The sequence below is a fragment of the Prevotella sp. P2-180 genome, assembly GCF_002251435.1.
Classification (GTDB): Bacteria; Bacteroidota; Bacteroidia; order Bacteroidales; family Bacteroidaceae; genus Prevotella.
The window spans coordinates 1-5,899 of sequence record NZ_NPJI01000036.1 but is presented as its reverse complement, the minus strand read 5'-3'; the positions used below and the strand labels follow the sequence as shown (position 1 = coordinate 5,899).

The following is a 5,899-nucleotide window of genomic DNA, read 5'->3' as shown; positions in this document are numbered from 1 at the left end:
AGATATAATAATTTTGGAGTCATATATAATGTTTTTAGAACTTATTATGATGGTATGAGTCGTGAATGCAGCCAATGCAAATAATGCAAAGACAGATAATGACATGAACTTTTTCTTCATGATTTAAAACTTTTAATGTTAATAATTAAATTATATTATTACCACCATATCTGGCGATTATTTTCATACGTAAACACTCTCTCCTCGTGTCCCTTTGTAAGATTCCTTAAGAGGTATAAGCCTTTCGAGGGAACATTATTGAATGTGACGGAGTTGCTACGGGCTGTCTGTTTGCCAAATGAAGCCCATTCGCCACCACTCCAGTACATCAGTTCGTATGTATTGCCCACCTCAATGCAGTTGCCGTCGTTGCGGGGGATATACCTTATCTTGCAGACTGCTTCAGGGCTGTTCAACTTCAAACCGATCCAATGACCATCGGGACTGACTCCACTGAAGCCTGTCAAGATATCACCGTCGAACACTGTTTCCTTGGTATGCCCTGATTCACCATCTGTACCTATAACACTTCCAGTGATTTTAGTGCCCTTAATTGTATAAAACTCCAACTCGTTGATATTACAACGGGATCCATTAGGGCCAATATAACGAAGATACTTGAATCGCTTGTTGTTATCTATTGTCACCTCGCACCAGTTTCCATCTGTTATTCCCTCATGCTTGAACAATTCAACGGCATCTGAGAAATCCCCACGATTGGCTCCTTGAAAGCGACCGCCCGACATGTGGAAATTGAAGTAGTCCTCCTTGCCGAAGAAAGGGTATTTCCTCAATAACGTCATCCCGCCACGATGTCTCATGTCGATATTTATATCACGCGTTTTTCCGTCCTTGTCCACAATAAACGGCACACCGAACGGACATATCTTCCCTTTCTTGTATGTTCCGGCCATATACATAATGTTGCGACCCATTGACTTGAACACGACCTTGCCATTGGTAATGCGTCCGTAGTGAACTGGCTTCCAAGTCTGATTATCATAAACGCATATATATGCTATTCGCTCTCCTTGCAACTCCTTCGGAACAGCCCTTTCCACATCTGTCGTTTTAATATACTCATCGGTGACATCAATGAAGTCTGGCGCTACGAACTGGGGCGGGACTTCCTTTTCTTCCCTCATGTCGGCAGCCATTTGACTGTTAATCCTAAAGCGATGGCGGAACACCTTCGGTTTTCTGTATATATGTGAGTAATTGGCAGTGTCACCAGGGACACAACCCATATAGAACGGAGTGGCTTTGCCGTCAGGATTGATTATCACGCTCCATAAATGTGACTGGCTTCGGTTGCCCCAATTCGGGGTGAAGTCGATGGCTGAAGGTATGCCGAGATAGCGGCATAGGGACACTATGTATGAGGCCTCTTCGCGACAATTGCCTGTCTTTCCCGAAATGAGGGAAGACAACTTGGGCGATATGGAGCCCTCATAAGGGAAAAAACTGAAATGGTCGCAAAGTTCATACACACGCATAGCCTCAGTCACGCATCCCCCAACCTTGAAGTTGGACTTAGCGTATGGATTGTCTCCCATTCTATCTATTTTCCACATCTGGGATTTTTTGCATGAATAAGGCATCTGAACCATTATCTCGTCTCCGTCTTCACCCTTGGTGGATTCAAGGAACAAGCCGCTGAGCTTGTTCATAATCCGATAATAACCTTTCTCGGCAGGAAGTATTGCCCAACGCTGATGGTTGCCGTTCAGGTAGTTATATTGAGCGATAGGCGCACCAACGTCAGTAAGACAATATCTCACCTCAAGACAAAGATTGGTAGTGTCGTTCCTGAATGATTTTATCGTCCAGTATGTCTCTCCTAAATAGTCGAGTCTCAACATACAGCAACTGTCTGAAACTTCTGCACTTTCCAGTTTTACCAAGTTTAGTATTGCAGACTGTAGTGTGTCAAACCTTACCACATTCTCGGTTTGCCTATTGCTAATACGACAATAATGTGAAGAAAAATCCTCCACATCCTTTGGATTATACTCCTCCACTGTTGATACATCTGCATAATCCACTCCAACGACACCAACGCCATATTCAATGGTAATCTTGCTTTTACCTTGAGGAAGCTGCAACATCACCCCTTTTTTGCTGTCTTGAAACACAAACATTGAAGGTGAGGGTGCTAACGGCATATAGCCCTGTAGCTTGCCGTTGACCTTAATGCCGACTTTATTGCCTTTACATGTTGACGTATATCTAAGGTTTATCATTTTCCTACACTCAACAGGACATTCCACCTCAAATGCCAGCAAATCTCCATTGTGGCTTATCACCGCCATCTTGCCGTTTGATGCGCTCACTGCATCTTCTATCTTACATCCTTTGATGTCGGCTTCTTCAGCCTCTACTCTCATCCCACGCCTGCTTACGATATAGTGGGAAGACAAGGATGGGAACTCCTTTTCCACGGCTTTTCGCCAGTCGCCCGGTTGCTCATTCAAAAGCCGATATGGCAAGACGTAATCAAAGAATATATCTGAACTGTATTCCCCGCTCCAATTCACCTTATGCCATAATGCGCAAGCATCATCAATGGCGGATATGAGTTGGGCGGATGTTATCGACTGAATATCCACCGACAGTTTTTTCGTCGAGAAGTCTATGCTGCCAGTCTTTGCCTTGAACACACTGTCACGCAGCTCTTTTGCCTCTTCTGACATTGCGAGATATGCCTTGTCGAGCATCTCGACACATTCTCCGCTATACGAAAAATGGCATGACATATTCTCAATAAGGAACTTGGCAGCACTGTATTTCAATGTGTCTTCATCCTTCTCATAATGTCGCAGTACCTTTTCCAGTTCCTCCCTGTTGCTGCCAGCCATATCCAAGGCATCATCAAGTCTTCTGTCGCAAGATACCATTGCGACAGAAGACAACATTATTATGGCAATAGCCAAGAAACAGAAGAAACCGGTTGTTCGCATTGTTATATACCTATTGATTATTTTTATTAATTATATAAATGAAATTCATTCAACTAACAATTTAATATTATCGGTAATATATTAAGATACATATCCTCTATTTCATTTCATAGAACAATAGGCATGCCCCTCCATTTTCAAGCAATGTTTCTGTTTCTACCTCAGCCCTCTTAAAACCTGAGGACACTAACATATTGTAAAAATCATAGTCTGCGAGATAATAGACATATTTATTATCAACAACGAATAAAGGATATAGTATATTGTTATATGAGTCCACTTCTGGATTTTTACTGATTTTCCTTGTAATTCGATTATATAATACAGGCTCGTCGTATCCACTTTCCGCAACAGATAGAACAATGTATGAGTTAAGCACGACGGGGGTTCCTGCAAGAAATTGGTATCCATTCTCGCTTACTTCCGAATAATTTACTTTTCCATTAATTGGCAATGGCTTATCAAAAGTCAAATCAACATACTCTGGAGCATATTTTTCTTTTTTGAACATATAAAAACCCTGCATTTGAAATGAATGAAATATGACTTTATCCTCTGATTTGGTAAAATAGACATCCTTACCAACCATTTCATAATAATCATCATGATATGGGAAATATAGCCTTTGCACTTTATTAAATGTCGAATCTGTTTCCCAAACAGCTCCATTAGGCTGTTTTTTGGATAATTTTCCAGCGGGATTGTTTGGGATACAGGTAAACAGAAATCTACCATCACATAAATATTCCATATCCCATGCTATAAAAGGAATAGCTATTTTCTTTACGAATAGGCCTGTTTGCATATCAAAAAGGACAACCTGATTCTTCACATTATCCAATATGTATATATACTTATCGTCAATAGTGAAATTTGCAGTTTCCATATATTCTTTATATCCTTTTCCCTGTTGGTCTATTTCATAAACAAACGCCCCATTTTTTGTATATACGGATAATTTATGCATCTTTTTGCTAAAGATGTATATTTTATCTTTGCTCGATTTTATCTTAGTGACATCATGCAACATATGATTGTCACTATTTTTTAATTGCAAATATGTTATCTTGGAAACATACTGAGAACATAAGGTATCAACTGGCTTATGATATACAATTGTATCAATAGCAGACAAAACATTGGTATTCAATTGTCGTTCTTTACATCCAAAGACCACTAAAGAAATGCCAATAAAATATAAATATACGTTTCTCATAATCATAATTTTTAAACATCAAAAACCATATTGTTTTTCATTATTATAAAACAATAAAGATTTTTGATGTTATAAATACTGCTATACTGGATGAACAGGACACTTTTTACTATTGCATCCAGAACCGCCGCCTTGACATGTAATCACTTCTACTTTGCATGTTTTTTTTGCTCCTATTGCTACATTGCAAGTTGATCTGTAGGGATAACCATTTGGATACTCAAACTCTTTCTGTGATAATGCTTCAACATTCTCCAACAACAGTTTTTCCTCTATAGAGGAATTGCAAGTAAAAACATGATAACCACCTGCAGCAGCAACCATTGCAAGCATAAAGCCACTAACTAATAAACTTTCCTTTTTCATTTTTTTAATTCAAATTATTAATAATACTGTTAATATACTTATTCTTCTTCAATAGAGAATTGCCCATAACACTCCACCCCGTTACTAAAACGTATCCTTATAATATACGCTCCAACGGGCATGTCGGAAATGTCAAAGGAGAAAGAGTCTCTGCTATTGACGAAGTACTCCGCCGTAGCAACTTCTCCCGTCTCTTCATTCTCTACCTCAACCACAACACTTCCGTAATACCTATTAATATCTAATAGGATATAATCGGAATAAAGGGTTGCATCAACAGAGGGAACGGAAGTCCTTGGACCAATATCGGGATAAGTTTCCTTTAATGTAATTTCCTTACCGGCAATCACATTTAAAGGAATGAGTAATAACAAGCATAATAAAATCTTTTTTAGAGTTTTCATAACCATATTATTTTTTGTTTTTGCTGCAAAATTACATCAAATACTCATAATACGCAAGAAAAATAGGTAGTCAATCATATATTCTTAAAACAAGAAATAAACAACTGATAATCAGTTATCTAATTATCAAATTATCATTTAAAGCTAGGTAGATTCTTATTGGTTATGAAACAAAATCGAAAACAAATGAAACAATTTGCGGGGTATTATAATCAATAAAAGTCACTATAATCCCTGAATCACGTTCCTCACTGATTGGTTCTTGTCTGTAATGCCCATCTTTTCCTTGAAACTGTATAGTTTGCGTTTCATGGAATTTACGGTGATACAATATATGTTTGCCATATCCTCATTGGACAGTCCAATGCGTATAAGCATACACATCTGTATTTCATCATTACTTAGACTTGGATATCTCTCCTTGAGTTTGCTTACGAAGTACTCTTCTCCACCTTCAAGCAGTGAATACAGTTGATTCCAGTCATTGTCATTAATGACGATATGACAGCTCTGTCCTTTTGCATCCTTGATCTTTTTGGCAAGTTCAAGCCTTTCAAACAGTCCGTTTTTCAACAAAGCTATTTGCTTGTTTTTTGACTCAAGCAATAGATTATGCTCTTTTTCCAAATATTCCTTTTCCTTTCTTTGGGAGTCAAGTTCCATTTCATACTGATCTTGCATATACTTTATCTCTTGCGCATGCAAGGCTTTCCTTTTGGAAAGATAGACATACACTAAAGCCGCCAATAATAGTACTGTAACGATGATGAAAAGTATTACACCGTTTCTGACCATCACTGCATTTTCCTGCCTCTCTAACTGCCGCCCTTGGTTGATGTTCTCCTCAAAATACTTCCCTTTTTGGGAATATAAGTCCAACATGTACTTATCAGCGAATCTTTCCAAAGAATCAATATCGGTGGAAAGTTGCTTATCATTAATCCTTTTACAAG

At 38.6% G+C, this 5,899-nt stretch carries 5 protein-coding genes; all 5 read right to left on the bottom strand.

Annotation, left to right across the window (positions count from 1 at the left end; genetic code table 11):
• Positions 1-158: 158 nt before the first annotated feature.
• Positions 159-2,960, bottom strand: coding sequence for an RICIN domain-containing protein (locus CIK98_RS05875; RefSeq protein ID WP_141210423.1), 2,802 nt, complete (start codon positions 2,958-2,960; stop codon positions 159-161).
• 97 nt (positions 2,961-3,057) lie between these two features.
• Positions 3,058-4,176 (bottom strand): 6-bladed beta-propeller, encoded by a 1,119-nt coding sequence (locus CIK98_RS05870; protein WP_172409837.1) that lies wholly within the window; start codon positions 4,174-4,176, stop codon positions 3,058-3,060.
• Between the two features lie 81 nt (positions 4,177-4,257).
• Complete coding sequence (locus CIK98_RS05865) at positions 4,258-4,542, bottom strand: hypothetical protein (protein WP_094383332.1); 285 nt, start codon at positions 4,540-4,542, stop codon at positions 4,258-4,260.
• A 38-nt stretch (positions 4,543-4,580) separates the two neighbouring features.
• Positions 4,581-4,946 carry a DUF3244 domain-containing protein gene (locus CIK98_RS05860; protein ID WP_172409836.1) on the bottom strand — a complete coding sequence of 122 codons (366 nt, stop codon included), beginning with the start codon at positions 4,944-4,946 and terminating at the stop codon, positions 4,581-4,583.
• Between the two features lie 225 nt (positions 4,947-5,171).
• Positions 5,172-5,899: hypothetical protein (locus CIK98_RS05855; RefSeq protein WP_216358958.1), on the bottom strand; the 728-nt coding region annotated here is incomplete at its 5' end.